This window comes from Psychrobacillus sp. OK028 (genome assembly GCF_900103605.1).
In the GTDB taxonomy this organism is placed as follows: domain Bacteria; phylum Bacillota; class Bacilli; order Bacillales_A; family Planococcaceae; genus Psychrobacillus.
In genome coordinates, this window is sequence record NZ_FNHY01000002.1 from 436,730 (window position 1) to 461,784 (window position 25,055).

Annotated in this window: 24 protein-coding genes; 23 read left to right on the forward strand and 1 reads right to left on the reverse strand. The window is 37.0% G+C overall.

Features of this window, described 5'->3' with window-relative positions; translation table 11 throughout:
- Positions 1–60: 60 nt before the first annotated feature.
- From BLR36_RS05350 to BLR36_RS05440, 20 genes are all read left to right on the forward strand, one after another.
- Positions 61–270 carry a SpoIIIAC/SpoIIIAD family protein gene (locus BLR36_RS05350; RefSeq protein WP_093060685.1) on the forward strand — a complete coding sequence of 70 codons (210 nt, stop codon included), beginning with the start codon at positions 61–63 and terminating at the stop codon, positions 268–270.
- 401 nt (positions 271–671) lie between these two features.
- Positions 672–1,583 carry a stage III sporulation protein AE gene (locus tag BLR36_RS05355; RefSeq protein ID WP_093060686.1) on the forward strand — a complete coding sequence of 304 codons (912 nt, stop codon included), beginning with the start codon at positions 672–674 and terminating at the stop codon, positions 1,581–1,583.
- A gap of 498 nt (positions 1,584–2,081) precedes the next feature.
- Positions 2,082–2,219, forward strand: coding sequence for a hypothetical protein (locus BLR36_RS18735; protein ID WP_175453972.1), 138 nt, complete (start codon positions 2,082–2,084; stop codon positions 2,217–2,219).
- A gap of 1 nt (position 2,220) precedes the next feature.
- Positions 2,221–2,751: a SpoIIIAH-like family protein gene (locus BLR36_RS05360; protein ID WP_093060687.1), complete on the forward strand. Its 531-nt coding sequence runs from the start codon at positions 2,221–2,223 to the stop codon at positions 2,749–2,751.
- A gap of 818 nt (positions 2,752–3,569) precedes the next feature.
- A complete protein-coding gene (accB, locus tag BLR36_RS05365; protein ID WP_093060688.1) occupies positions 3,570–4,067 on the forward strand; it encodes an acetyl-CoA carboxylase biotin carboxyl carrier protein in 498 nt (165 codons plus the stop codon).
- 13 nt (positions 4,068–4,080) lie between these two features.
- Positions 4,081–5,433 carry an acetyl-CoA carboxylase biotin carboxylase subunit gene (gene accC, locus BLR36_RS05370; protein ID WP_093060689.1) on the forward strand — a complete coding sequence of 451 codons (1,353 nt, stop codon included), beginning with the start codon at positions 4,081–4,083 and terminating at the stop codon, positions 5,431–5,433.
- A gap of 16 nt (positions 5,434–5,449) precedes the next feature.
- Positions 5,450–5,842, forward strand: a complete 393-nt coding sequence (locus BLR36_RS05375) for an Asp23/Gls24 family envelope stress response protein (RefSeq protein ID WP_093060690.1) — start codon at positions 5,450–5,452, stop codon at positions 5,840–5,842.
- 114 nt (positions 5,843–5,956) lie between these two features.
- The gene (nusB, locus tag BLR36_RS05380; RefSeq protein WP_093060691.1) at positions 5,957–6,334 is read left to right on the forward strand and encodes a transcription antitermination factor NusB; all 378 of its coding nucleotides are present in this window, start codon (positions 5,957–5,959) and stop codon (positions 6,332–6,334) included.
- 27 nt (positions 6,335–6,361) lie between these two features.
- Positions 6,362–7,216, forward strand: a complete 855-nt coding sequence (gene folD, locus BLR36_RS05385; protein ID WP_093060692.1) for a bifunctional methylenetetrahydrofolate dehydrogenase/methenyltetrahydrofolate cyclohydrolase FolD — start codon at positions 6,362–6,364, stop codon at positions 7,214–7,216.
- Between the two features lie 357 nt (positions 7,217–7,573).
- Positions 7,574–8,932, forward strand: a complete 1,359-nt coding sequence (gene xseA, locus BLR36_RS05390; RefSeq protein ID WP_093060693.1) for an exodeoxyribonuclease VII large subunit — start codon at positions 7,574–7,576, stop codon at positions 8,930–8,932.
- 5 nt (positions 8,933–8,937) lie between these two features.
- Positions 8,938–9,159, forward strand: coding sequence for an exodeoxyribonuclease VII small subunit (gene xseB / locus BLR36_RS05395; protein ID WP_093060694.1), 222 nt, complete (start codon positions 8,938–8,940; stop codon positions 9,157–9,159).
- The gene (locus tag BLR36_RS05400; RefSeq protein WP_093060695.1) at positions 9,152–10,036 is read left to right on the forward strand and encodes a polyprenyl synthetase family protein; all 885 of its coding nucleotides are present in this window, start codon (positions 9,152–9,154) and stop codon (positions 10,034–10,036) included. The genes xseB and BLR36_RS05400 overlap by 8 nt, the downstream gene beginning before the upstream one ends.
- 87 nt (positions 10,037–10,123) lie before the next feature.
- A complete protein-coding gene (gene dxs, locus BLR36_RS05405) occupies positions 10,124–12,019 on the forward strand; it encodes a 1-deoxy-D-xylulose-5-phosphate synthase (protein WP_093060798.1) in 1,896 nt (631 codons plus the stop codon).
- Positions 12,016–12,834: a TlyA family RNA methyltransferase gene (locus BLR36_RS05410; RefSeq protein WP_093060696.1), complete on the forward strand. Its 819-nt coding sequence runs from the start codon at positions 12,016–12,018 to the stop codon at positions 12,832–12,834. Before dxs ends, BLR36_RS05410 begins: the two co-directional genes overlap by 4 nt.
- Before the next feature lie 101 nt (positions 12,835–12,935).
- Entirely contained in the window at positions 12,936–13,385 is a 450-nt protein-coding gene (gene ahrC / locus BLR36_RS05415) for a transcriptional regulator AhrC/ArgR (protein ID WP_093060697.1), read from the forward strand.
- Positions 13,386–13,401: 16 nt separating this feature from the next.
- On the forward strand, positions 13,402–15,105 hold the full coding sequence (gene recN / locus BLR36_RS05420; protein WP_093060698.1) for a DNA repair protein RecN: 1,704 nt from the start codon (positions 13,402–13,404) through the stop codon (positions 15,103–15,105).
- A 94-nt stretch (positions 15,106–15,199) separates the two neighbouring features.
- Positions 15,200–16,156 carry a SpoIVB peptidase S55 domain-containing protein gene (locus BLR36_RS05425; RefSeq protein WP_093060699.1) on the forward strand — a complete coding sequence of 319 codons (957 nt, stop codon included), beginning with the start codon at positions 15,200–15,202 and terminating at the stop codon, positions 16,154–16,156.
- A gap of 220 nt (positions 16,157–16,376) precedes the next feature.
- The gene (gene spo0A, locus BLR36_RS05430) at positions 16,377–17,168 is read left to right on the forward strand and encodes a sporulation transcription factor Spo0A (RefSeq protein WP_093060700.1); all 792 of its coding nucleotides are present in this window, start codon (positions 16,377–16,379) and stop codon (positions 17,166–17,168) included.
- A gap of 276 nt (positions 17,169–17,444) precedes the next feature.
- Positions 17,445–19,016, forward strand: coding sequence for a DUF342 domain-containing protein (locus BLR36_RS05435; RefSeq protein WP_093060799.1), 1,572 nt, complete (start codon positions 17,445–17,447; stop codon positions 19,014–19,016).
- Entirely contained in the window at positions 19,009–19,734 is a 726-nt protein-coding gene (locus tag BLR36_RS05440; protein WP_093060701.1) for a glycerophosphodiester phosphodiesterase, read from the forward strand. The genes BLR36_RS05435 and BLR36_RS05440 overlap by 8 nt, the downstream gene beginning before the upstream one ends.
- A gap of 138 nt (positions 19,735–19,872) precedes the next feature.
- On the opposite strand, the gene BLR36_RS05445 is transcribed toward BLR36_RS05440, so the two are convergent.
- Positions 19,873–20,124 carry a DUF2627 domain-containing protein gene (locus tag BLR36_RS05445; RefSeq protein WP_093060702.1) on the reverse strand — a complete coding sequence of 84 codons (252 nt, stop codon included), beginning with the start codon at positions 20,122–20,124 and terminating at the stop codon, positions 19,873–19,875.
- Between the two features lie 128 nt (positions 20,125–20,252).
- Between BLR36_RS05445 and BLR36_RS05450 the strand changes: the two genes are divergently transcribed.
- The 3 genes from BLR36_RS05450 (at position 20,253) to lpdA (ending at position 24,967) form a co-directional block, all read left to right on the forward strand.
- Positions 20,253–22,274, forward strand: a complete 2,022-nt coding sequence (locus BLR36_RS05450) for a sigma 54-interacting transcriptional regulator (RefSeq protein WP_093060703.1) — start codon at positions 20,253–20,255, stop codon at positions 22,272–22,274.
- A 73-nt stretch (positions 22,275–22,347) separates the two neighbouring features.
- Complete coding sequence (gene bcd / locus BLR36_RS05455; RefSeq protein WP_093060704.1) at positions 22,348–23,442, forward strand: branched-chain amino acid dehydrogenase; 1,095 nt, start codon at positions 22,348–22,350, stop codon at positions 23,440–23,442.
- A gap of 94 nt (positions 23,443–23,536) precedes the next feature.
- Positions 23,537–24,967 carry a dihydrolipoyl dehydrogenase gene (lpdA, locus tag BLR36_RS05460; RefSeq protein WP_093060705.1) on the forward strand — a complete coding sequence of 477 codons (1,431 nt, stop codon included), beginning with the start codon at positions 23,537–23,539 and terminating at the stop codon, positions 24,965–24,967.
- Positions 24,968–25,055: the final 88 nt, after the last annotated feature.

Sequence of the window (25,055 nt, forward strand, 5' to 3'; positions counted from 1 at the left end):
TTTTCTTTCATATTCCCCCTTCTCCCATCATATGTTGTTTGTATGGAAGGGGGAGGCATTGTGGAACTTCACGATGTACTTCGAGTTGCAGGTATAGGTATATTAATAGCTATTCTTCACTTGTTTTTTGAATCTACTGGTAAAAAGGAATACGCATTTTTTTTGTTTTTTGTAGGTTATATATATATGACAATTGAATTATTGCGACTGTTGAAACTCTTTTTTTATGAAATATCTACATTCTTAGAATGGCTTATGATGACGAGTTAGCAGATGATCATTTACCTAACTATCATTTTAGCATTTTGTTTGCTGCAATTAATAAAAGAAACATATCCTCGCATTCATTCAATTGTCTATACAATTTATATTTTTCTTTTTTTAACTTATATATTCACCGTATTTATCATTCCTGCTGTCTCCCAATACACCTCATACATACCAACGAATCTACTACCGGTCTTTAAACTACTCATATTTTCTGTCTTACTATTATTTCTTTCACAAATAATAGAAGAACTTCTTTTGGACTATGAATATACAAGCCTAGCATCATTATTCACCTTTACGACAAAAGTCATTTTGTTGCTTGTCTGGCTGAATCATTTGAAGCAATTCTATGACAAGTTTTTATCACTTTTGGGACTACTCTCTTGAAGGAATGAACTGCAATGGAAGAAATATTACAATCTTTAGTGCAGCCCCTTAAAGAGGTAGCACAAACTTTTTCGTACATGCTTTTATTTGGATTTGCTTTTATTTGCCTTGAGTGGTTTATACCTTCGAGTAAAAGACTCTTTAAATTATTATTTATGTTAATCATCTGTATTTATTGCTTAGAACCAGCCATTCGAGCATTACAGATGATTCAGGCGATGACGAGTGAACTAGTCAATCTTTTCTTAGGTATATATCCAATTCTAACATTAGGAATTGCCGCCTCAGGGGGGGCATTTCTAATCACCGCATGGAATCCAGCTGTCATGCTATTTGCATCCTTCACTACAATATTAGCTGGGAAAATTTTAATACCCGCTATTATGGCTGCATTTATATTTGACTTAATCAGCAGAATACATCCCCCAACTTCATTTTCAAAAATGTCTGATCTGATCCGATTAACTTTAATAGGCTCTACTTCTATTATTCTACTGTTATACAGTATTTTCATGTCAGTGAACGGCATGATTACATGGTCCGTAAGTGGGACTGTCAATGAAACCGTAAAACGGCTTATACAAAATAATATTCCGTTTGTTGGATCTTTGCTGACGGAAAGCATTAGCACGATGAAAAATTTTTCTTCCTCCGCATCTGTAATAACAGGTAATGCGGTAATTATAACGGTGTTAATGTTGGTAGCTATTCCAACTATCCAAACAATATTCATTGCTTTCTTATATCGTTTGCTTGGGGCTATTTTAGAGCCTTTTGTAGATGGCAATATTAGTGGATTAATAGACGATATCGGAAAAACATTGTTTGTTCTTTCTATCATTTCTGTTTTAATCGCGTTTACTTTTTTCTTTACCATTATTTTAACGATGCTGTTTGCAAAACTATTAATAAGTGGGAAAGGATAGTAACCATCGTTACGAATCTTCTTTTTGGTATATTTTTAATTGTTCTAGCTGGGGAGTTATTGTCTATTTTACTAGAGCATACCGATAAGGAAACTACAGGATTTCTAGTGAAAATAGCGATTATCTTCTGGATTATGTCCTTTCTCTTCATATAAACAGGTTGTCTTGCATAAAGTATTGTATCCATCATGAAAAGAAGGGTGATTCTCTATCTCATCTAAACAAAAACCCACTTTTCGTTTTGTTGTCATTTGTATAGCTGTTCTTTTCATTAGTCTCCTTTTTTCAGGATTACTCGTTCGTGATGAAGGAAGCGTTGTTGAAACCGATGTTCCAGTCAACGAAACTACAGAGAACCTAACTTCGATACTACAGAAGATCAATGGGGTTGGGAAAGTTGCAGTATACTTCCACTACGAGGATAGTTCCGAACAGGCTGCGGAAAGTGATGTTTCATTTTTCCAGTGGACAAGTGACAGTAAAAAGGACAAGAAGGAATTGATTGGAATTCTAGTAGTTGCGGAAGGGGCGAACGATAAAAGCATACAAAATAGCTTAATCAAAACATTGTCATCTGTATTGCAAATATCTCCACATCGAATTGTGATAGAAGAAATGGAATTGGAGGATAAATAATATGAACAAAAAGAGATCTGTATGGTTTTTAACATTATTTAGTTTAGTAGCAGTAGTGACTGTTTTTTATGTATCGGATCGACCATCGCCATTCGATGGAATTGCACTATTTTCCGATGACACGATTGATGATGTAGGATTAGTAGAAACGTCCTCAACCAATGAAGAATCATTTGCTTCTAAAAGTAACGCATTTGAAGAAATGAGAATGGAAGTAACTGACAAACGTAGTCAACTTCGTGCACAATTAACGCAAAAGGTAGGTTCCAATGAATTTACTGCAGAAGAAAAAGACGAGGCTTATAACAAAATCGAACAACTAGTTAAAATTGATTCTACAGAAGCGATGTTGGAACTGATCATTAAGTCTCTTGGCTATGATGATGCACTGGTGCGCATCGAAGAAAGTGATGTTATGATTGATGTTGTTTCCAACGAACAATCGTCTAAAAAAGCATCTGAAATTATCTATGCGGTTAAGCGTGAGTGGCCACAAGCTTTTAATGTAGAAGTAAATTTTAGTGGTCAGTAATCTATAGGAAAATTCAAAAATACTTAATATATAGCGGTAAAAAAGTGCCTGTAAAGGCGCTTTTTTTTATAAAGTAATTAAAAATGTCCAGTGAAAACTAAGCGCAACATACTTTTAAAGATGAGAAATACTACAATTCTATTTAAAGCTGTTCCATTCAGATTTTATGGATCTTATATATGTATATAATTCTCTAAAATAGACAAAATACATAAGTAAAAGCAAAAATTCAATCTGAGAAATTACGAAAAAATTGATAAAAACTAATAAAATGAAATTTGTAGAAATTAATGCTTTTTTCTTTTTAAATAAAAATGAAGATATTAGCGACAATATTAAAAAACGGCGAAGGTTTGCAAAAAAGTTAAAGTAAAATTTGCGAACTCCATTTTAAAATACCTCCTCAATTTTCTTGAAAAGATTATATCATTTTATGTATTGAAATTTCTCAAATTAAGAAATAAATGGTTATTATATTTTTTTTAGCACTAGTTTTTTCTTTAGAATCTTTATATTCTGGTTGTTTGAAGTGAAGTTTCTCGACTCGCTGGGGAACAACGCGTGCATGAGACCACAGGCTCGAGCCGTGCCCCTGGAAAGCATCCGCCGTAAGGGAAACACCTGTTGAGGAAACCTAATAGAAACCCCTGAAAAATTTTATGGTTGGTTAAATTTTCAGGGCTTGTTATTTTAAACTTTTGGTCTTCCTTTTTTTATTATTTCAGAATAATTAAGGCTAACTATTTCAAATTAGCTCGAAAACGTCTAAAATAGAAGATGGAGTAATAAATTTTGTAAATAAAAGGGGATTAAACTACATGAAGATTCAAGAAATAAGAGAAATTATTAAACTAGTCGATCAGTCGTCTTTAGATGAATTTTTATATGAATCAGAAGGCACAAAGATTAAGTTGAAAAAAAATGAAAAAGGTTCTTTCAATTCATCAAGTGAAACGTTTGAAAGTTCATCTGTTGCAGAACAACCAAAACAAGTCGAAGTGCAAGCACCGATCGTTCAAGAAACACCAAAAGAACCTGTTGTAGAAAAAGCTGCTCCTACTGCTGAAGATAGCTCATTACACAAAATTGTTTCTCCAATGGTTGGTACATTCTATCAATCCTCGTCTCCTGAGGCAGCTGCATACGTTGAAGTTGGTTCAAAAGTGTCGGCAGATTCAATCGTTTGTATCGTAGAAGCGATGAAGCTGTTCAATGAGATTGAAGCAGAAGTAGATGGAGAAATCATAGAAATACTTGTGAAAGATGGACAACTAGTTGAGTATGGTCAACCTCTGTTCCTCGTTAAAGGAAACTAAGAAAGGAGCAAGGATGATGAAAAAAGTATTGATCGCCAATCGCGGAGAAATAGCAGTCCGCATAATACGTGCTTGTAAAGAATTAGATATCGAAACTGTTGCTGTATATTCTGAAGCAGACCGAGAAGCACTTCATGTGCAAATTGCCGATGAAGCATACTGTATTGGTCCGAGACTATCAAAGGATTCCTATTTGAATTTCTCTAATATCATAACTGTAGCTAAACTAACAGGCTGTGAAGGAATTCATCCTGGTTATGGATTCCTAGCAGAAAATGCTGAGTTTGCCGAGCTATGTGAAGAATGCGATATTAAATTTATCGGACCGTCTTCCTCTGCTATCAAAAGTATGGGAATTAAGGATGTAGCAAAAGAAACAATGGAAAAAGCAGGAGTTCCAATAGTTCCAGGCTCTAAAGGGATTGTAGAAACCGATGAAGCTGCTTTAAAAGTAGCTAAAGAAATAGGTTTTCCAGTTATCATCAAAGCTACTGCTGGTGGCGGTGGTAAAGGAATCCGTGTTGCTAAAGATGAGGAAGATCTTCTAAAAGGAATTAAAATAACGCAAAAAGAAGCGGCAGCAGCATTTGGCAACCCTGGCGTTTATTTAGAAAAATATATTGAAGTGTTCCGTCATGTGGAAATTCAAGTCTTAGCGGATGGTCACGGAAATGCGGTTCACTTTGGGGAACGCGATTGTACTGTTCAACGTCGTATGCAAAAGCTAGTGGAGGAGGCACCTTCTCCTGCATTGTCTGAAGAACTTCGCGCTGAAATGGGAGCAGCTGCTGTAAAGGCGGCGCTGGCTGTTGGTTATGAAAGTGCAGGTACAGTAGAATTTATCTTTGATCATATAGAACAAAAATTCTACTTTATGGAGATGAATACACGTATTCAAGTGGAACATCCTGTCACAGAAATGATTACAGGTGTAGATTTGATTAAACAGATGCTGTTAGTAGCTGCAGGTGAAAAATTGCCATTCGAACAAAAAGATATTAAACTTAATGGATGGGCAATTGAGTGTCGTATCAATGCGGAGAATCCTACGAAAAACTTTATGCCTTCTCCAGGTCTAGTTGAGTTTTATTTACCACCAGGTGGGTTAGGAGTTCGCGTAGATTCAGCTGTATATCCAGGTTACACGATTCCGCCATTCTATGATTCAATGGTTGCAAAACTTATCGTCCATGCTGAGACGCGTGAAGAAGCAATCGCTAAGATGAAACGTGCACTAAGTGAATTTGCTATCGAAGGAGTCGAAACAACGATTGGATTCCACTCGAAGCTCATGAATCATGAAGTTTTTGTATCTGGTGATTTTGATACGAAATTCTTAGAGAAATATGATGTGATGAATTCATAACAAGGAGTGAAGGATTATGACAGAAACTACTGAACAGAAGTTTGTTCAAATGACTCCTGAAGGAAAAGAATATTTAGGAACAATAGAAATTGCTCCCGAAGTTATTACCGTAATTGCTGGTATTGCCACAAACGAAGTAGAAGGTATTGCTGGTACTAGAGGGAACTTTGCAGCTGGAGTGGTAGAACGCTTAGGGAAAAAAGTTCACGGCAAAGGTATTAAAACAGAGATTAATAATGAAGGATTGTTTATCGACGTTTATTGCTTAGTGAAATACGGATCCTCCGTCCCTACAGTTGCTAGAGAAGTACAGTCTCAAATTCGTCAAGCTATTGAAAATATGACGAGCTTAACGCCAAAAGAAGTTAATGTACATATTACAGGTGTACAATTTGATACAGCAGAATAAAAGAGAAAGAGCTATCTAGGTAGCTCTTTCTCTTTTTTCTCTTTCTTAATACACATACAACAACAAAATATGCTATGATTGTCTAGATAGTTACATTTAAAGGAGAACTAAATAATGAAACGAAGACAAGCGAGAGAATTAGCATTACAAGCATTATTTCAATTAGATAATCATGAACTTTCCATAGAAGAAGCTATTGGACATGTTACGGAAGAACAAGATTCTTTTTTAACCCAAGTAGTGAATGGGGTCGTGAGTCACAAGGACGAAATAGATGCTTCTTTAACAGATAAGTTAGAAAATTGGTCGCTGTCCAGACTGCCGAAAATTGAACGTACAGTGTTAAGAATAGCTGTATTTGAATTACTTTTCACAGAAGAAACACCAGCAAAAGTTGTAATTAATGAAGCACTAGAGATTTGTAAAGTATTTGGTGACGAAAAGTCAAGCCGATTCGTAAATGGCGTTTTATCAAAATATACAGAGCAATAATCTACATTGACTTAAGGAGCGTTCATAGTGTCTATTAATAAAATTGATGGAAAACAAATTGCGGGATTAGTTACAGAAAAAGTAAAAGAACGAGTAGAAAATCTAAAATCTAAAGGTGTCGTTCCAGGATTAGCGGTTGTTTTAGTAGGAAACAATCCTGCTTCCCAAACTTATGTAAACAATAAAGCAAAAACGTGTGAGCGTTTAGGTATGTATTCTGTGCTTATAGAGTTAGACGAAACTATTTCGGAGGACGAGCTTCTTAAAAATATAGAGGCACTTAACGAAGATGCTAAAATTCATGGCATTTTAGTTCAACTGCCATTGCCTTCTCAAATTGATGAGGACAGAGTAATATCGGCAATTTCACCAAAGAAGGATGTAGATGGTTTTCATCCAGAAAGTGTTGGAAAAATGATGATTGGTCAACAATCATTCCTACCATGTACACCTTTTGGAGTGATGAAATTACTCGAATATAGCGATGTAGAAATTGCCGGAAAACATGCGGTTATTATTGGTCGTAGTAATATTGTAGGAAAACCAATGGGTCAACTATTGTTGCAAAAAGATGCAACTGTTACTTACTGTCATTCTAAAACGAAGGATATTCGTTCTTTTACTAAGCAAGCAGATATTTTAGTGGTAGCAACTGGACGAGCTAAAATGATTGATGCTAGTTATATAAAAGAAGGGGCAGTTGTTATTGATGTAGGTATCAACCGGGATGAGAATAACAAGCTTTGCGGAGATGTGGATTTTGAATCGGCGCAGGAAGTTGCTTCTAAAATTACTCCAGTTCCTGGCGGGGTAGGTCCAATGACGATTGCGATGCTTATGGAAAATACTTGTTTAGCTGCTGAAAATACATTATCGAACTAATAATAGTCCAGCTCAAACGCTTAATAAGTAAGATAGAATATAAAATGTCGCATTAACATTTGGTTTAAGGGACTTGTAAGAACGAATAATCCAATGATTTCCGTTTCAGGTGGGGTACAAACTCTAACAGCGCCGCCTCGTGTGGCAACGCCAACTAACATCCTACTTATACTAAGGTCTTATTGTTGATTGTAGCGCAGGTCGGCGACTCCTGTAGGACAGCACGAGGGAGAGACTACAGGCTCGAGCCGTGCCCACGGAAAGCGTCCGAGAAATAAATGGCATATCCATTTTTTGTTCGCAAAAGACCGAGCGTTTTTAACCGATTTTTCTTATTAAATTTATGGGGTTGTTTTTTTGACTACTGAACCGAATAAGTACTTAACTGTTAAATCCTTAACCAAATACATAAAGCGGAAATTTGATGCGGACACGCATTTGCGAGATGTGTACGTTAAAGGTGAGCTCTCCAATGTGAAGGTTCATTCCAGCGGACATATTTATTTTACGCTGAAAGATGATGCTGCACGGATAACTTCTGTAATGTTTGCGATGAATGCCAAGTCTCTAAAATTTGTTCCGGAAAGCGGCATGAATGTACTCGTACGAGGAGATGTAAACGTCTTTGAAGTAGCTGGACAATATCAGTTATACGCTTCTACTATACAACCAGATGGTATTGGAGAGCTTTTTTTAGCATTCGAACAATTAAAAAAGAAATTACAACAAGAAGGACTCTTCCATCCAAGTCGTAAAAAACCAATACCAACCTTCCCTAAAAAGATTGGTGTTGTTACCTCTAAAACCGGTGCTGCAATACGAGATATATTGACGACACTCGAACGGCGCTATCCTATTTCCGAAGTAGTTGTTTTTCCTAGTATTGTTCAGGGACCTCAAGCTGCACCTTCCATTGTGAAATCCATTGAAAAAGCCAACCAGGTTGTTAATATGGATGTCTTAATCGTTGGAAGAGGTGGTGGGTCCATCGAGGATTTATGGGCTTTCAACGAGGAGGTTGTAGCAAGAGCCATTGCAAACAGTCGCGTTCCTATCATCAGTGCGGTTGGCCATGAAACAGATACAACGATTGCTGACTTTGTTTCGGATTTAAGAGCGCCAACTCCAACAGCTGCTGCTGAAATGGCAGTACCTAGCAAAGAAAATCTGATGAAAAATATTTTATCTTACCAATCGGCAAGCTTTCATTTTATAACGAAACGGCTTACAGATGAAAAAAACAGATTTAAGCGAGCAATGGAATCCCCTGTAATGGCAACCCCTGAGAAATTATACCGTCCTTTTATTGAAAGGTTTGTTCGTACAGAGCAGCAGCTACAAAGAGAAACCAACCTTCTTTTTAAAAATAAGCAACGTGATTTTTCACAGGTTCAAAATAGATTTATACAATTATCTCCACAAAGAGTAATTGATCAGCATCATAAAACTGTTCAGTTAGTAACTAATCAATTGAACCAAGCGTCACTAGCGACATTTGAAAAAAATCGTCAGCAATTTGTTAGTTCTATACGGACATTAGAAGCTTTGAATCCATTAAAGATAATGGATCGTGGGTACAGTATTGTATACAAAGAGGGTAAACTAGTTAAATCCATTGAAAATGTAAAAAAAGATGATTCGATATTTGTTACATTACAAGATGGTCAATTAGAAGCTATCGTAAGGCGAGTTGATGTGAAAGAAAGTGGGGACTAATATTAATGACTAAGAAGGAAATTCTATTCGATGAAGCAATGCTGCAATTAGAAAATATTGTTCGACAGCTGGAACAGGGGGATGTACCTTTAGAAAGTGCTATCGAGCTCTATCAAAAAGGTATGGAGCTTTCCAAAGTTTGCAGTGACAAGCTTCAAAGTGCTGAAAAACAATTAGTGACTTTTATGGATGAAAACAAAGAGGATGCTGGTGAGCCTAATGACTAATCTACTGAATTCATTTATACAAACCAATCAGCCACGTATTGAAAAGACATTACATGATCTTATAAAAGATATAAACGCACCTCAGCAATTAAAAGAAGCAATGCTTTATTCACTTCAAGCTGGCGGAAAAAGAATTAGACCCCTTTATACACTTGCCGTTTTAGAAGAGCTTGATGTAAGAAATGAAGATGCCATTATTGTCGCAAGTACAATAGAAATGATTCACACTTATTCGCTCATCCATGATGATTTACCGGCAATGGATAACGATGATTTACGTCGTGGAAAGCCAACTAACCATAAAGTATTTGGCGAAGCTCTTGCGATATTAGCGGGAGATGCCCTCATTACGCTTGCTTTTGGTATAATTGCTAGACTTTCGAATATTTCTCCAGAACTAAAAATAGCATTAATTGATCAGTTAAGTTTTTCTGCTGGTGCAGAAGGAATGGTTGGCGGGCAAGTTTTAGATATGCTCGGAGAAGGTCAAACCTTAACCCTTGCGCAACTAGAACAGGTACATGTAAACAAAACAGGTGCACTTTTGTCGTACAGTATTTTAGCTGGAGCAATTATTGCAAATGCCTCGGAAGAAAAAAAGACTGCATTAGAAAAATATGCTTTTCACATTGGTCTTGCTTTCCAAATTCAAGATGACATTCTAGACGTAGAAGGCACATCGGAACAATTGGGGAAAACAGCTGGTAAAGACTTAATAAGTGAAAAAAATACATATCCATCTATATTAACGATGGAAGGTGCAAAAACTGAACTTCAAAATCAATATAACCAAGCGTTTCAAGCATTAGAAACTGTTCAAATGCATAAAGGCTTACTAGTAGAGTTTGCCGATTATATTACAAAAAGGTCAAAATAGGACCGAATTGTTTGTTTTTTATACAATTATTGCTATGATATTAACTAGTTGTAAAGAAGGAAATCTAATAGAAGGTGTGTGATGGCAATGGATTTAACTTCAATTTCTAGCCCATCCTTTTTAAAAAGTTTAGATAATGAACAATTAAAGGAACTTAGTGAAGATATTCGATCGTTTTTAATAGAAAATTTAGCTGTAACAGGTGGGCATATTGGACCTAACTTAGGTGTAGTGGAACTAACAATTGCTTTGCATAAATCATTCAATAGCCCAGACGATAAGTTTCTATGGGATGTTGGGCATCAAGCATATGTTCATAAAATTTTAACGGGACGTGCGAGTCAATTTAACACGCTTCGTCAATTTAAAGGATTATGTGGCTTTCCAAAGCGTATTGAGAGTGAACATGATGTATGGGAAGCTGGCCATAGCTCAACTTCTCTATCAGCTGCAATGGGTATGGCAAAGGCTCGTGATCTGCAAAACAAAAAAAATTATGTGGTGCCAATAATTGGAGACGGTGCACTTACAGGTGGTATGGCATTAGAAGCTCTGAATCATATTGGGCATGAAAAAACGGATATGACGGTTATTTTAAATGACAACGAAATGTCTATCGCGCCGAATGTTGGAGCTCTCCACAATGTACTAGGTAGATTGCGTACGCATGGAACTTATAATAAAGCAAAAGATGAACTAGAATCTTTGCTTAAGAAAATTCCGGCAGTCGGTGGAAAGCTTGCAGGTACGGCCGAGCGAGTAAAGGATAGTCTAAAGTATTTACTCGTCTCAGGTGCGTTTTTTGAAGAATTAGGATTTACTTATCTTGGTCCAATCGACGGTCACGACTTTGAAGCATTAGAGGAAAACCTCCAATATGCGAAGAAGATGAAGGGTCCAGTACTTTTACATGTTATAACGAAAAAAGGGAAGGGTTTTAAACCTGCAGAACTTGACAAGATAGGCACTTGGCATGGAACTGGGCCATATAAAATGGAAACTGGTGATTTAGTGAAATCATCTTCCAAAGGTCCGTCTTGGAGTGCACTGGTTGCGGAAACTGCGAGAAAACTTGCACGAACAGATAAACGCATTGTTGCAATTACTCCGGCAATGCCAGTCGGCTCCAAACTAGAGGGGTTCGCTTCCGAATTTCCGAATCGCATGTTCGATGTAGGTATCGCTGAACAGCATGCTACAACAATGGCTGCTGGCATGGCTGCAGACGGTATGAAACCAATGCTTGTAATTTATTCAACATTCCTTCAGCGTGCTTACGATCAAGTGCTTCATGATATTTGTCGACAAAATCTAAATGTTGTTATTGCTATTGACCGAGCTGGTTTAGTTGGAGCAGATGGAGAAACACATCAAGGTGTATTTGATATTTCATTCTTACGTCATATGCCGAATATGGTTATTATGATGCCAAAAGATGAAAATGAAGGGCAGCATATGGTAAACACAGCATTCGAATATTCCGATGGTCCAATAGCACTTCGTTATCCAAGAGGAAATGGTCTTGGTGTTCCAATGGATGAGGAATTGAAAACTATTCCAATTGGTTCGTGGGAAGTACTAAAAGAAGGCACACAGGCAGCCATTCTGACATTTGGAACGACAATTCCAATGGCTATGCAAGCTGCAGAATTACTTGCACAACAGAATATTTCAGCTGAAGTGATCAATGCACGTTTTATCAAGCCATTGGATGCAGAAATGCTGAAAGATTTACAGGCACGTAATATTCCAATCATTACTTTGGAAGAGAGTGCGCTTCAAGGTGGCTTCGGTAGTGCAGTAATAGAGTTCTACAATGAGAATGACCTACCAGCAAATGTTCATCGTATAGGTATTCCAGATATCTTTATCGAACATGGTGAGGTAAATCAATTACTAGAAGAAATTCATATTACTTCAGATGAAGTTGTAGAAGTAGTAAATAGAAAAATAAAAGAATCATCTAGGTATATTCCATCATGACAAAAATACCGAAAGAACGTGTTGATGTATTATTAGTCGAACAAGGATTATTCGACACGAGAGAAAAAGCTAAGCGTGCTATTATGGCAGGGCTTATTTACAAAAATGAAGAACGTATTGATAAACCTGGAGAAAAGGTGGAAGTAACTTCTGTTTTAGTTGTAAAAGGTCAGGTCTTAAAATATGTAAGCCGAGGCGGACTAAAGCTTGAAAAAGCATTAGAACAATTCGACTTGCAGATCGAAGACAGAATTATGCTTGATATCGGTTCTTCTACTGGCGGATTTACGGACTGTGGTTTACAAAACGGAGTCAAGCATGCCTATGCTTTAGATGTAGGAAGCAATCAGTTGGCTTGGAAAATTAGGCAGGATGCTCGTGTAACTGTTATGGAAAAAACGAATTTTAGATACTCAACACCTGCAGACTTTTTAGAGGGCTTACCTTCTTTTGTATCGATTGATGTATCGTTTATTTCGTTAAAGCTTATTTTTCCGACTTTAAAAACAATTTTAGTGCCTAATGGTGATGTCATTGCACTTGTGAAACCTCAGTTTGAGGCAGGCAAAGATCGCGTAGGAAAAAAAGGCGTTGTAAGAGATAAAGCAGTACATATAGATGTGCTGAAGGAAATTGCTCAATTTGCAGAAAATCAGCATTTTCAGCTAAAAAATGCTTCTTTCTCTCCTATAACAGGAGGAGAGGGAAATATCGAGTTTTTATTTCATCTTAAGAATATTGTGGGGGAAGAGTTTCCACCGCATCAGATCGATTTTACAAAACTAGTGAACGAAGCACATGAATTACTAAAATAACTTGCGGCTCTTCTAAAGAGTCGCTTTTTTCTTGTTACTTTTTCAATCCAATGCTATTGTATAAAGTAAACAGTATAAATATACAAAGAGGTGGACCCGAGATGAATAAGGGACAGAGACATATTCGCATAAGAGATATTATTGCTAAGCATGAAATTGAAACACAGGACGATTTAGTCGATTTTCTAAAAAATGCAGGATATAATGTCACACAAGCTACGGTTTCGAGAGATATTAAGGAACTACATCTAGTGAAAGTACCGTTGCCAAATGGTAATTATAAATATAGTTTACCTGCTGATCAACGCTTTAATCCGATTCAAAAATTACGAAGAGCTCTATCCGACGCATTCGTTAGTATTGATGGAGCCAGCCATTTCTTAGTGATGAAAACGTTACCTGGTAATGCTCATGCAATCGGTTCTTTGATCGATTACTTAGATTGGACCGAAATATTAGGTACTATTTGTGGAGACGACACTTGTTTAATCCTTTGCAGGGAGGAAAAAGATAGTCTGGTTATTAAAAATCGTTTACTTGAAATGCTTTAAAGTGAGGTGAAAGCTATTGTTAAAGGAACTAACGATAAAAAACTTTGCCATTATCGATGAATTGACCGTAAGCTTTGAGGAAGGACTAACGGTTCTAACAGGAGAAACAGGAGCAGGAAAGTCTATTATTATTGATGCTGTGCATTTGTTATGTGGCGGTAGAGGATCACATGAATTCATCCGACATGGCGCAAAAAAGGCTGAATTAGAGGGTCTGTTCCTCATTCCGAGTCCACAACACGGTGTTGTAAAAAAGCTGGAAGACGTCGGTATCGATATGGAAGACGAATCTGTTATTTTAAGAAGAGATATTAACCAATCTGGTAAAAGTGTTTGTAGAGTAAATGGGAAGCTTGTAACTATTGGTATTTTAAGAGAAATTGGTGCTTCTTTAATAGATATTCACGGGCAGCATGAAAGCCAAGAACTGATGGACGACAAAGCCCATATTCATTTATTGGATCAATTCGCAGGAAATAGTTTAAAAGAAGTGAAAGATTCTTATCAAGATCTTTATAAGCAGTATAAAAAGTGGAAAAGAGAACTGGATAAATTATCTGAGAACGAACAACAGATTGCCCATAAGATTGATCTGTACACTTTTCAAGTAGAGGAAATTGCGGAATCGAACCTAGTTATTGGGGAAGAGGAGCAACTACAGGAACAGAAAAAGAAATTACAAAATTTCCATAAAGTTTTCGACAAAATGAGTACGGCTTATGATGCGATATTATCTGAATCTAAAGGTTTAGATTATATAGGTGCTGCAATGGCTGATCTCCAAGATATAGCTGAAGTGGATAAAGATATGAAAGAACTTAGTGAAAATGTCTCATCCGCATTTTACATACTACAAGATGCTGCTTATCAGCTCAAAAATGATTTAGATGAAATGGAATTCGATAATAACCAGCTACAAATAGTCGAAGATCGTTTAGCAACTATCCAAACGTTAAAACGAAAATATGGTTCATCCATTGAGGAAATTTTAAGCTACAAGGATGAGATTCAATACAGCTTAGATCAACTAGTAAACCGAGATGAGCAAATTCAAAAAATGTCAGAAAAAATACGTCAAATTGAAATTGATTTAGAACTAGAGGCTACAGATTTAACCGATAAGCGTAAAAAAGCCGCTAAACTTTTAAGTGTGGCAATTATGGAGCAGCTTCAGGAATTATATATGGAAAAGGCAACTTTCTCTGTTATGTTTTATGATGCAGTTACCCCGGTTTACAATGAAAATGGTTTAGACGATTTATCTTTTTATATTTCAACGAATGTTGGGGAACCGATGAAGCCATTAACGAAAATTGCTTCCGGTGGAGAACTCTCCCGGATGATGCTTGCACTTAAAAGTATCTTCTCTAAGCATCAAGGCATAACATCCATTATTTTTGATGAGGTTGATACTGGAGTAAGTGGACGAGTTGCCCAATCAATAGCAGAAAAAATTGCTGGCATTGCTTCTAATTCTCAAGTGCTTTGTATATCGCATTTACCTCAGGTTGCTGCAATGGCCGATCAACACTTAATGATTAAAAAAGAGGTAAGTGGAAATCGAACATTTACCGTTTTAGAAGAGGTACAAAATGATAAACGAGCAGAAGAACTTAGTCGGATGATGTCTGGTGAAGAAATTACCAGCACGACACTACAGCATTCGAAAGAGCTTTTGAAAATAGCGAAAAATCGAAAAAAAATTATAAGAAATTTGTGAAGACCTTTTTTTAAAAGGTCTTTTTTATTATCAATTATTTACCTCTCATAGCCGACATTTTGTAGGACATAGTATCAATATAGGGAGGTGAAATATGAAGAAAAACTATCGTAAATGGTCGCTAATGCCACTACTCTTCTTTACCTTATTCTTCGCGAACAATTCAGTTTTGGCAGAGCAGACTTCAGTCATACCACTTGGGCAGTCCATTCAAATTGATTTACAATACGGTTCGGTTTTTGTAAGCAGTGATGTTTTACTTTCAAATGATGAATGGTTGCGAACAGGTGATTCGATTCACTTGATTAATAAACGACCAGTGACAAATTTAAATGACGTAAAAAGTCATATGAAAGACAGTGCACAAATTACTATCCAGTATGAGCATAAAAAAGAAATGTATACGAAAAATATTAGTCCCAATCAAATGATAAAATTACTTCCTTTTTTGAGAGATGCTACAGAAGGTATTGGCACGTTGACTTATTTTGATCCGATTACGAAAGAATTTGGTGCTTTAGGACATCAAATTGTAGACCAGCAATCAGGTATTACTCCAAAATTCTCGGAGGGCTCCATTTATTTGTCCTCCATTGAGCAAATAAAGAAAAGTATGCCAGGAAAACCAGGCTACAAAATAACCTCCCATAAATCGAACACGTTACCAATTGGAGGAGTAAACGAAAATAATGTATACGGTGTTTTTGGAAAATTAGACAATAGTGCATTAGAAAATATATCGAAGCAGAAGCTAGAAATTGTAGATCAAGAAGAAATAATGACAGGTAAAGCAATTATGCGGACCTCCATCGATGGTGAAAAAGTACAGGATTTCACAATAGAAATTTCTTCAGTTGAAGATCATATATTTCAATTTACCGTAACTGACAAAAAGCTCATCGAGAAGACGGGCGGTATTTTACAAGGTATGAGTGGCAGTCCGATTATTCAAAAAGATAAACTTGTCGGTGTTGTAACTCATATGTATGTGGATAAACCAGAAAACGGTGCAGCTTTAGCAATTACGGAAATGATGAAAAAGAGTCCATAATTAACAATTAGGATAGACCCGATTTTGGGTCTATCTTTTTTTGCTTTTTAGGTATAATATGGTATAAAGATTATTCGACAAAGATGTTGTAATTTTCGAAAATTTGTCGCAACCTAACGAAACCGTATTCTAAAAGCCTTATTTTTAAAAAGAATGAAGGATATAGGAAGATTAAAGAGAATAGTATCTAAGTGAAAAATTACAAAAGGTGGATGATAAAATGGAAAAGATAAAAATTGCAATTGTGGATGATAACAAAGACTTGATTCGTACGATGGGGTCATATTTCGATCAGCATCCCGAAATTGAAATAATTGGTACAGCAGCAAACGGTAAGCTTTGTTTAGACCTACTGGAGAATATTCAACCGGATGTATTACTACTCGACATTATAATGCCGCATTTAGACGGAATCGCGGTTTTAGATAATCTACAAAAAGACGACAAACTAAAGGATATTCAGGTAATTATGCTCACTGCTTTTGGACAAGAAGATGTTATGAAACAAGCTGTAGACTTAGGGGCATCCTACTTTATGCTAAAACCTTTTGAATTTGAACGCTTAGTAACACAGATTAAACAGGTTGCTGGTAAAAAAGGCTTTGTTCAAGAAGAGCCTGTTAAAGCGAATCCAGAAAAAGAAGCATTGCAAAGTAAGCGCTTCATCGACAATACTATTACGAATGTTATTAAAGAAATTGGTGTACCTGCGCATATTAAAGGATACTCCTACCTACGAGAAGCTATCCAAATGGTTTATAGCGATATTGAATTACTTGGTTCCATTACGAAAGTTTTATATCCAGAAATAGCTAAAAAGTTTCAAACGACACCATCTCGTGTAGAACGAGCAATACGTCATGCAATCGAAGTAGCTTGGAACCGCGGAAACTACGAAACTATTTCTAAATTGTTTGGATACACTGTGCACCACTTAAAATCAAAACCTACTAATAGTGAGTTCATCGCAATGATCGCAGACAAGATTCGTATGGAGAATATGGCTAGCTAATTGTTACTAGGAACAATAGCTCAAGCGCTGGTCGTAAAATATAGTTAAGGCCTATTCTATCAAAGAGTAGGTCTATTTATTTTTATCTTTAAGGTTACTTTATACCCTCTAAATTAGATTTGATGCAAGACTATATATCTGTTTTACTTTACACATCATTGTTTAATGATAGTACAGATTAGGTATTAATATCGAAAATCTCTTTGAAATCAAAATTTATTTCACACTATTTTTAATAGTGAGTATAATAATTGATGAGAGGAAGTGTTTAAAGTGATGACAATCATTGAGAATGATGAAATAATACTTTCTGAAGAAAATGGACGAGTATTCCTGACTATAAAAAGCGATCGTTATAATCTAAAGAAAGTGGATTTACTGGCTAGCAATCATCCAAGACTTAAAATATCCAATTTTATGACTGTGAAAAAAGCGGTGGAAAGTGGTTCTAAGGATCCGATTGAGCTGGGTACTTGGCTTGATAGTATGGAATTAGAAATTAGCAATGATAAAATGCAGGCATTACTTACTATTTATGAATCACAAAACTTTGTTAAAGAAAATTTAGAAAGTCTCCAACAAAATATACACAAAATACTTTCAGATAATGGAATTATATTTGGTCAGCAACCATTAGATTTAACCTCCATTAAAACAGGTAAATCATACATAATTGCAAAAGGACTACCACCCGAAAAAGGTCCTGATGCTAAAATTACATACTTACAACAAGCGGAAAAGACACCAGTGATCAATGAAGATGGTAAAGCAGATTATTTTGACATGAACTTTCTAGTAGAGATAAATGAAGGCTCTTGGTTAGGCGAAAAAATACCTCCTCAGCAAGGGACACCAGGAAAGAATATCTTAGGTGAATTGGTACCTGCACCTATAGGCGATGACTTCCCGTTAAAATATGACACAAAATCAGCCTATGAAGTGGAAGAGGAAGGCAAAACTGTCCTTCGCTCAAAAACCAAAGGGGTAATAGGAGAAGTGAATGGAATACTTACTGTGCAAAAGCATCTTATCATCGATGGGGATGTTGGGCTTGAGACTGGTAATTTGAAATTCGACGGTTCTATCCAAGTAAGAGGTACTGTCATGGCTGGTTATTCGATAGTAGCTTCTGGTGATATATCGATTGAATCCAACGAAGGTGTGCATGCAGCTGAACTTATAAAATCAACCGAGGGTGATGTGTTCATTAAGGGTGGAATCTTTGGCAAAGGCATCACAAACGTTGAGGCACATCATAATATATTTGTAAAACATGCAAACGAATGTACACTAGAAGCAAAAGATAATATTCATATTGGATTCTATTCGTTAGGGGCGACAATTTTCTGTGATCAATTATTTTTAGATGAACGCAAAGGCAAAATAATTGGAGGAAAAGCGATTGCTATTAATTCCATCACATCTGCTTATTCGGGGAATAATTCAGAACGTAAAACAGAATTGATCGTGCAAGGAATTGACCGTAAAATTTTAACGGAAAACGCAAAAACTAAAGCACAAGAAATGATGAAATTACAGGAAGAATCAACGAAGCTGAATTTTACCTTAAGCCAGTTAAATCAATTCAAAAGTTCTATGAATGTTCAACAAGTAGCTGTTTATGAGCAAACGAAACAAAAATATAATGCCATTCAACGTGATGCTAAAGAGCTAGATCAGGAGATTCAGCGTATATTGAAAATGCTTAGGCAAACAACAGATTATTTTATCAATATTACGAGAGAAGCAAACCCAGGAACAGTTATCCAAATTGGTAACAAGTCTTCCTACCTTACGAAACCAACAAAAGGGAAATTTAAATTGGAAAATGGGGAGTTAAATGTCTAATCTACCTGTGTATGCTCATCGAGGAGCTGCACTCAAAACTGTGGAAAATTCTATGAAGGCGTTTAAAAGGGCTGTGAAGCTAGGTGTAGACGGGATTGAACTAGACCTACAGCTTTCGGCTGATGGCGTACCATTTGTTACACATGACATTGACTTTTTCCGATTGGCGGGAAATAAACGGAGAATTACAGATATGCTTGCGGAGGAAGTATTGCAGTTGAAGCTAGGGCGAGTGTTCTACCGCAAATTTTTCTATTCAAGAGTAGTCACCTTTGATGAATTCATCCAATTTGTTGCGCCATTAGGGATCAAGCTAAATGTCGAACTGAAGGAATCTTTCCTTGGTAAAAATGAAAAAATTCAAGAAGTGGTAGAAAAAGCTTCTATTATTTCCGACGTTCACTTTTCCTCTTTCGAGTTTAGTGTGCTCCAAACGATTCATACTATGAAAATAGGAGCCCAAACCGCTTTTATCGGCAAAAAAAATTCCGATTGGGATTATGTATTGTCCATTAAAGAAATTGACGCTATTCATTTCAATAAAAAATTTTACGATACCGATTTGATGAAAAAAGTATGGGATGCTGGTTTTCCAATGCGCTTTTATAACATAAAGGGCAATGAAAAATATATTCAAAATCCACATGAATCAGTGATTGGCTGGATCACGGATTACCCCGAAAAAGTTTTACAACAACAAATGCGTAAGCGCTTATGATAGCCCTGACAAAGCTCGTCGCAAAATAAAAAACATTTCGCAACGACTGACTGACACGCCTCGTGCGGCCCCCAATTCTAAAGTGACTCGAAGGGCTAGGTGCTGGAGTCTGGACGGATACAAAAAAGACGCTGACTGTTATAAGTCTACGTCTTTTTTCTTTTGAAATCGTGGAGCTACTTTTCCATTTTTACGATCACGATTCAATAAGAATCCTGCAAAGAAGCCTAAGCCTAAAACCGTAAATAGTAATCCGCTTATAAATTGGATGGCCAAACCACCAATTGGGAGGATTTGCAATCCGAAAAAAGTATCTCTCATTAATTTAATTCCAAATGCTGCTAAAATTCCAGGAATTAATAACACGATTAAAGCCGCTAAACGAGCCATTTTTTTCACTCCTGTTCTGACTAATTTAATTTTACTATCAACAATATGATTGTCAACGAATGAAACTTGCGTTATGATAAATGAGAAGTGCAATAAGTTGCAGATGATTAATGGGGGTGTGCATATTCTTGCAAAATATAATTATAGTAGGCGCAGGTAATGGTGGATATGCACTTTTGAAATTGATACAACAGGCTAATTACCTTAAAGTAAAAGCCATTTGTGACATTGATGAAAAAGCCCCCGGGTTAAAACTTGCAAAAGAATTAAATATTCCTACGTATAAAGAGTGGAAGCCTCTCCTACATGATGATATTCAGATCATCATTGATGTTACGGGAGACAAAGAGGTTTTTCATGAGCTTCTTGCAAATAGACCTGCCACTGCGGTATTAATACCGGGCGAGATTGCTAACTTACTTGTTTCACTTTTAGAAGAGAAAAATAAGTATATAAACATTATTGATCACAAAACGATGATGCAGGAGTTAATCTTTGATTCGATTGAAGAAGGTATGATTGGTATTGATGATCAAGGTATCGTGAATCTTTTTAATAATAGTGCAGAAAAAATGACGCAAATAGCAAGACAAGATGCCATTGGAAAGCATGTGCATGAAGTGATTGCTACAAGTGAATTACCAAGAGTATTCGATACCGGGTGTGTCGAACTAAACAAAGAACTTATTCTTGAAAGCGGTACCAAAATTGTCACCTCGCGCTATCCGATGATTAATGAAGAAGGAAAATCCGTTGGGGCATTTGCAGTTTTCATGGATATTTCCGAAGTAGTTCGACTAGCTGAAGAAATTACAAATCTAACTGAAATCCAAAAAATGTTAGAGGCTATTATCCATTCAAGCGATGATGCTATTTCCGTTGTTGATGAAGAAGGGAAAGGTATTCTTATTAATCCAGCCTACACGAGAATAACTGGATTTAGTGAAGCAGAAGTAATAGGTCAACCTGCGACAGCGGATATTTCGGAAGGGGAAAGTATCCACTTAAAAGTGTTGCAAACACGCAAACCGATTCGTGGTGTTAATCTGCGAGTAGGAAAACAAAAAAAAGATGTGATTGTCAATGTCGCGCCTATCATCGTAAACCAACAGCTAAAAGGTAGTGTGGGTGTGATTCACGATATGACCGAAATGCGAGGTTTGATGCGAGAATTAGATCATGCACGCACGCTTATCAGAACGCTAGGCGCAACTTACAGCTTTGAAGATATTGTCGGCACATCAAACGAAATAAATTTCACTATTGAGCAAGCGAGACTAGCAGCAAGCGTTCCAGTAACGGTTCTTTTAAGGGGAGAGGTCGGAGCTGGGAAAGACTTATTTGCCCTTGCTATTCACTGTGAAAGCAATCGATCAGGTCATCCGTTTCTTCGTGTAAATTGTAGCTCAATGGAAGAGCAATTGTTAGAAGCACAGCTGTTTGGAACGGAAAAGGACGGATTTATCCAGTCTGGGATTTTCGAACAGGCAACGCATGGAACTATTTTCTTGGACGAAGTTGGGGAGCTTTCGAAAAAAACACAGGCAAAGCTATTACGTGTTCTGAGAGAAAATACCATTATTCGTGTGGACGGGTCGACAGCTATTCCTGTAGATGTGCGTATTATCGCATCCAGTAGCTTGAACCTCGAAAAAGCAATGCGAGAAGGTACGTTTAGAGAAGATTTTTATTATCAATTGAATCGAATGCCGATACATATACCTTCCTTACGAACTCGTAAGCAGGATATTCCGGCAATTGCTGAGCACTTACTTGTGCGATTGAACCAAGAATTTGGTCGAAATATTGAAGGCTTTTCAGAAGAAGCGATGAATAGCTTACTACTATATGATTGGCCAGGGAACGTAAGAGAACTAGAGAATATCATCAGTCGTTCCATGATTTTTTTACAGCCACATGATCGAATAGTAGAAGAGCATCATCTACCGAAGTCGATGCTCGTTTTGCCAAGTGAAGACACGGGAGAAATTTCACTTGGCACGCTAGCAGAACAAATGGATGAAATGGAAAAGAAAGTGCTGGCACAGGCATTAAAGGTTTCTGGGGGAAACAAATCACGAACTGCCAAACAGCTTAACATTTCACTTCGCACATTATATTACAAATTAGAAAAATATCATTTAGCATAAATGGGAGCACTTCAAACAATAGGGGTATTGAATAGATAAGTCTGGCCCATTTAACTACTAGGAGGAACTACACATGGAAATCTTTAAATATATGGAAACTTACGATTACGAGCAATTAGTTTTTTGCCAAGACAAAACTTCAGGTTTAAAAGCAATAATAGCAATTCACGATACAACTTTAGGTCCAGCACTTGGTGGGACTCGTATGTGGAACTATGCAACTGAAGAAGAAGCGATTGAAGATGCATTGCGTCTTGCAAAAGGTATGACTTATAAAAATGCTGCAGCTGGTCTAAACCTTGGTGGCGGTAAAACTGTAATAATTGGAGATCCATTAAAGGATAAAAATGAAGAGATGTTCCGTGCTTTTGGTCGTTTCATCCAAGGGTTAAATGGTCGTTATATTACAGCAGAGGATGTTGGAACCACTGTTGCGGATATGGATTTAATCCATGAAGAAACTAACTATGTAACTGGTATTTCAGAAGCATTTGGTTCTTCAGGAAATCCATCACCGGTAACAGCTTACGGAGTATACGTAGGGATGAAAGCAGCCGCTAAAGAAGCATTTGGCTCTGATTCTTTAGAAGGCAAAACAGTAGCAGTACAAGGTGTAGGAAATGTTGCATACACACTTTGCGAATACTTACACAAAGAAGGCGCTAAGCTATTCGTTGCTGATATTAACCAAGCTTCGGTTGACCGTGCAATAAATGCTTTTGGAGCAGTTCAAGTGGATGTAAACGATATTTACTCTGTAGAAGCTGATATTTTTGCTCCATGTGCTTTAGGTGCAATTATCAATGACAACACAATTCCACAACTAAAAGCAAAAGTAATTGCTGGTTCAGCAAACAACCAATTACGCGATACAGCACACGGAGATTTAATCCATGAAATGGGTCTTGTCTATGCACCAGATTATGTTATTAACTCAGGTGGAGTTATTAATGTAGCAGATGAATTATATGGCTACAATGCAGAACGTGCGATGAAACGCGTTGCGACTATTTACGATAAAATTGAACGTATCTTTGAAATTTCCAAACGTGATGGCATTCCATCATATGTTGCTGCTGACCGTTTGGCAGAGGAACGTATTGCACGAGTTAGTAAATCTCGTAGTCAATTCCTACAAAATGGTAAACATATCTTAAACGGACGTTAAGAGTACAACTAATTTCATCTATTAAACTAAAGTGGCCGTCTTTCTTTTATAGTAAAGCGGCCTTCTTAGATGAAAATTGAAGGAGATGTGGAAGTTGTCAAAAAATTATGATGTAGTTATTATAGGCGGCGGTACCGGTGGATATGTTGCTGCTATACGTTCCGCTCAACTCGGATTAAAAACAGCAATCATTGAAAAAGGAAATTTAGGCGGGACTTGCTTACATAAAGGGTGTATTCCGAGCAAAGCATTACTTCGCAGTGCAGAAGTGTATGCCACTACTAAAAATCATGCGGCAGACTTCGGTGTAAACACGGGAGAGGTAACACTCGATTTTAGTCGTGTACAGTCACGCAAGGAATCGATCGTTAACCAATTACATCAAGGTGTGCAAGGCTTGATGAAAAAAGGAAAAATAGATGTATACGAAGGCACTGGAAGAATGTTGGGTCCATCCATCTTTTCACCTTCTCCAGGTGGAACTATATCAGTAGAGATGAACAATGGTGAAGAAAATGAAATGCTTATACCTAAAAATGTAGTAATCGCTACTGGCTCTAGACCACGCACATTACCTGGATTAACGTTTGATGGACAATTTGTCATGAGTTCAGATGAAGCTTTAGCGATTACCGAGCTACCAAGATCTATTTTAATAGTAGGTGGAGGAGTTATTGGTATCGAATGGGCATCGATGCTAAACGATTTTGGAGTTGAGGTAACAGTTGTCGAGTATGCAGATCGTATTATACCGACAGAAGATCAGGATATCTCGAAAGAAATGCAAAAGCTGTTAACTAAAAAAGGAATAACATTTGTCACAAGTGCAAAAGTATTGCCAGAAACTCTGGAAACAAAAGAAAATGAAGTGAAAATTTCTGCTGAAATAAATGGTGAAACGAAAATCTTTGCAGCCGAAAAAATGTTAGTATCTGTCGGCAGACAAGCAAATGTTGAAGGTATTGGCATTGAAAATACTGATATCGTTGTAGAAAAAGGATTTATCCAAGTCTCCGAAACATTCCAAACCAAAGAATCTCATATTTATGCAATTGGAGATGTTATTGGCGGACTTCAGCTAGCTCATGTGGCAAGTCATGAAGGAATTACCGCACTCGAACATATTGCAGGTAACGATATTTCCCCAATTGACTACACATTAGTTTCCCGTTGTATCTATTCTAATCCTGAAGCCTCAAGCGTTGGGATAACGGAACTGCAAGCAAAGGAACAAGGTTATGATGTGAAGGTTGGTAAATTCTCATTTAAAGCGATTGGTAAAGCACTTGTTTACGGTGAAACAGATGGGTTTGTGAAAATTGTTGCAGACAAAAAGACAAACGATATTTTAGGTGTTCATATGATTGGACCACATGTAACTGATATGATTTCAGAAGCTGGATTAGCAATGGTTCTAGATGCGACTCCTTGGGAAATTGCCCATACGATCCACCCACACCCAACACTTAGTGAAGTAATGGGAGAAGCAGCACTCGCTGTAGATGGAAAGGCTATACACATGTAGAAATGCGCAGACGCCCACTCAAGCCCTGAAAAGCGCTGGAAGAATTGTAATAAAGGCGGTCCTTGCCTTTATTCACAATTCTGAAGCG